This window comes from Thalassolituus sp. UBA2009 (genome assembly GCF_002335285.1).
Lineage (GTDB): Bacteria > Pseudomonadota > Gammaproteobacteria > Pseudomonadales > Oceanobacteraceae > Venatoribacter > Venatoribacter alkanivorans.
Map to the genome: position 1 here is coordinate 17,566 of NZ_DDCJ01000166.1, position 3,804 is coordinate 21,369.

General features: G+C 54.4%; 5 protein-coding genes. 2 read left to right on the forward strand and 3 right to left on the reverse strand.

Annotated elements, in window-relative coordinates; translation table 11 throughout:
* Window positions 1-561 (forward strand): GNAT family N-acetyltransferase (locus tag B3P58_RS20400; RefSeq protein ID WP_286720270.1); only part of this gene is annotated, 561 nt, incomplete at its 5' end.
* Window positions 562-629: 68 nt separating this feature from the next.
* Here the strand turns inward: B3P58_RS20400 and B3P58_RS20405 are convergent.
* On the reverse strand, window positions 630-2,354 hold the full coding sequence (locus tag B3P58_RS20405) for an endonuclease/exonuclease/phosphatase family protein (protein WP_286720272.1): 1,725 nt from the start codon (window positions 2,352-2,354) through the stop codon (window positions 630-632).
* A 289-nt stretch (window positions 2,355-2,643) separates the two neighbouring features.
* Between B3P58_RS20405 and B3P58_RS20410 the strand changes: the two genes are divergently transcribed.
* Window positions 2,644-2,856 (forward strand): hypothetical protein, encoded by a 213-nt coding sequence (locus B3P58_RS20410; protein WP_145468375.1) that lies wholly within the window; start codon window positions 2,644-2,646, stop codon window positions 2,854-2,856.
* Here the strand turns inward: B3P58_RS20410 and B3P58_RS20415 are convergent.
* Together B3P58_RS20415 and B3P58_RS20420 are read right to left on the reverse strand one after the other, a co-directional pair.
* Complete coding sequence (locus B3P58_RS20415; protein WP_286720275.1) at window positions 2,835-3,644, reverse strand: peptidase C39 family protein; 810 nt, start codon at window positions 3,642-3,644, stop codon at window positions 2,835-2,837. The two genes, B3P58_RS20410 and B3P58_RS20415, sit on opposite strands and share 22 nt — an antisense overlap.
* Window positions 3,601-3,804 (reverse strand): GNAT family N-acetyltransferase (locus B3P58_RS20420; protein ID WP_286720277.1); only part of this gene is annotated, 204 nt, incomplete at its 5' end. The genes B3P58_RS20415 and B3P58_RS20420, both read right to left, overlap by 44 nt.

The following is a 3,804-nucleotide window of genomic DNA, read 5'->3' on the forward strand; positions in this document are numbered from 1 at the left end:
CGCAAAAATGTGCGTAAAGAACGCCAGCGCCTGCAGGACATGAGCATCAATATTGTGCAAAAAACCGCCGATAATATCAGCGCCGCCGACATACACTTTTTTTATCAGTGCTACCAATTAACCTATTGGCGCCGGCGTTCTCAGGGCTATCTGAACGAAACGTTTTTTCAATGTTGCCGCCAGCATTTATCCCGACAAATGTTGCTGGTACAGGCCGAAAAAGACGGCCAGCTTCTGGCCTCTGCCCTGTATTTTTTTGATGACACGACGCTCTACGGTCGCTACTGGGGTTGTCAGCAGGATATCGACGGTCTGCATTTTGAGGCCTGTTATTATCAGGGCATTGAATTTTGCATAAAAAATAGTCTGCAGCGCTTTGATCCGGGTACCCAGGGAGAACATAAAATCAGCCGTGGATTTACGCCGGTCAGTACCTTCAGTTATCACCAGTTAATGCAGCCGGAATTCCAGCAGGCCGTTGCGCACTTTGCGCAGGAAGAAGAAGCTCAGGTTATTATTTATGAGCAACAGGCACGCAGCCTGCTGCCGTTTAAACGTTAACGCTAAACGACAACCATAAAAAAACGGAGCTGCTGCTCCGTTTTTTTATGTCTGCTAAAGACTCCGCTTTATGGGCGAATCAGCACAAAGGTCTGATTAGCACCAATATCGGCGGAACCAGCGCTGGCACCGGCACCACCGCCAAAATCGGCACGCAGATATTTGCCGTTATCGGCTTTCAACGCTACCTGATTATTTCCCAGATTCACCAGTTCAAACTGCGCTGCTGCACTGTCTTTACTGTGCCCGGTAGTCAGTGTGCCCAGCAGGTAAGAATCCAGACCAACATAACCGCCATTACGGGCCTGTAAAGCCACTTTGCCATTTGCCAGCAAAGCCGGCACAAAGCTTTCCCAGGTTCCAACCTGCGATGAACCCGCCGAGACAAAGCTGCCACCGCCGCTCATTGCACGCAGGAAGTGGCCATTCGCAGTCTGCAAATGCACAACGTCACCGGCATAAGGAAATGCGCTGCGGACGACATTGCTGTCATCAAAGCGGAACAGGCCACGGGCAGCATAATGATCCGATAAATCCCATTCGCCCCAGAGGTTATCCTGCAGCGAACGCGGCGCAATAATTTCCTGCGTGGCACTCACTGCCGGCTGGTTAACATTGCTGACCAGTGTGTAATCCAGATATTCCAGATACGGCGCTTCCGCCCAGTGGTTGGTGTTGGAATCAAAACTCAGCGTGTGGCCGGTATTCTGCGGCTCACGGGCATTCAGCACAGCTTCGAGATAATCACGATCCTGCGGCAGGCCGATTTTATTAACGTTAAAGTCACCGGCCATCAGCACCGGCTCATCGGCAGGCAGGTTCAGGCTGCGGATGTAATCCCCCATTTCCTGCAACTGGGCCAGACGGGCGTTGCGGTTGGCATCGTCATCGGACGACTGGGTATGGGTGGCGAACAGGTGATACGTTTTGCCCTGCTTGTTCAACTTCGCATAAATCACCCCACGCGTAGCCGCACACTGAATACCATCACAATCGCTGTAGGCGTGTGAATCTTCCAGCACGATTGGCCAGCGCGACAGAATACGGGTACCGGAACCCAGCACCTTACCGAGTTTAAAAATATCACCGGTCTGATACGGATACTCAGCACGCAACTCATCCAGCAGCGCATTGCTTTCTGCCAGATCAAACACTTCGGTCAGTACCAGCGCATCGTAGTCAGCCATCACCTGCGGCATTTGCGTCAGGCGGGTGGAAACTTTCTTCGAACCGAAAATTGTGGTCGCCCAGATGTTGTAGCTGAGCAGGCTGAAATCACCAGGGGCTCGTGCGGCAGGCTTATTATCCTGCTCCTGCAGCACATAACGGATAATGCCACCATCACTCAGACTTTCGCCTTTAACCGCCAGCGTGGCGGCGCGGCCTTCAATAGTCGCGGCCTGACGGTGAATACTGTCATCACTCTGGCCAGCCAGATTCCAGCCATTACCGCTGGCGGCAAAGCTGACGTTCAGGCCGGTAGTATTTTGCTGCAATACAAACTGATCAGCATCGGAGCTCAGGTTCAGCACCAGACTGCTGTCAGTTGCGGCATCACGGATCAGACGGGCCAGGGTACGGGTTGCCAGCGGCGGTACTTCAGCACTGACCAGTTCAGCGTTGGCATCCCCCTGCAGACTGACCTGCAGGGTTTCCAGCGTGCTGTTGGTAAATACAATCTCGCTGTTCAGCGACTGCGGCGGTTGCGACATCGCCATCACAGCAGATGATGCCAGCAACAATGCAGCAGCACTGGCAGATGCAATGGGGCGGAAACGGACAAGGTTCAGCATATGGAATCTCTTTTTGTCGTCGTTAATTAACTTTTTGTCGTCGTTCGTTAAAACGTCGCTGTCAGCGGAGAGTATTCAGCGCAGTCCATCCGGGACTGCCGTACAGCATATAGCAGAACTCTTTGTTTTTGTTACGTTTTTTCGCGCCACTTGCGCTGTTTTTTGATGACCGGAGATCCTCCCGTACACAGCTCCGGCATAGGCTGAACGCCTCTCTTCTGGTATAAAGTGCCGCCCGGTCGCAGTATTCACGACCGGCACAGAGTCAGATAATCGCGGAGCAACAGGCATGGCATTACAGGCATACAAAGTGGAACAGGTTCTGGTATTTGCAACCCGTGGCACCGAAGCCAAGATGCTGGCGGCGCCGCTGATACGGCCAATGGAAGAATGGCGTGAAGATGTCGCCGGCTGGGTGGCGCTGCGCTCAGAGCGCGCGCCGGAATTTGACGAGCTGTACGACCCGCAACGTACCGAGCCTTACGTGCACGCAGCCTCCTGAACCGGCTGTGGCGATTCAGAGAGCAATACCGCCGCCCCGTACTGCGCGCTGCCGTACTGAATCATACGCGCCAGATTGTCGAGGCTGACCGGCACATAGAGGTTATCGGTCGCCACCTGATCCAGATCGGCATCCACATCCGGGTCATTGATATAGCCGTAATGGTCATCCATCGACACCAGCCACACCCAGTGCGGCGCTTTATTGCGGTTAAGACGCCAGGTGCTGATTAACAACAGAATGCGGTAACCCGCCGCCAGCGCCTGGCGCAGGTCATCCACACTTTTAGTGCCGACCTCGGTAATAATCCCGGCGCTGTCACAGCGCGCCTGAAAATCATCACCGACCAGCTGAATAACGTCACGCTTATGGCTACTGCGCACACCGTCCAGAAAGGCCACGCGAATATCCGACAACCACAACCGCACCGCAAAACCACGACTGTGCGCCGCCAGAGCCAACCCCTGCGGTGAGGTTCCGCCGTGACCCGTGGTCAGATAAATAGTGGTCGCTTCACGCCACAGATTCAGTTCATGAAGACGGTTAAGCACCACACTTTTATCCAGACTGCGCATCGCCATCAGTAAGGCGGCCGGGCCGCAGGTAAAAGGTGTGGTCTGGGCATAAAACGGTATTTTATCCGGTACCGGAATTGCACCGCGCAGGTGCTTTTCCATACGCCAGCCATCGGCACCATCCTCGTAATACTGTTTGAGGGTACGCAACCGGCGGTAGCCATAACGCTCATATAAGGCCAGATGCGCCAGCGTTGTCCTTACGTACTTCAAGACGCATAAATAATACGTGACGGGCCAGCGCCCGCTCTTCCACCCAGCGCAGCAATTGCAGTCCCAACCCCTGGCCGCGGGCATCAGGCGCAACCGCCAGAGAATACAGACGCGCCAGCGAGGTGCCGCGATGAAACAGCACCAGCGCATAGGCCTGAAT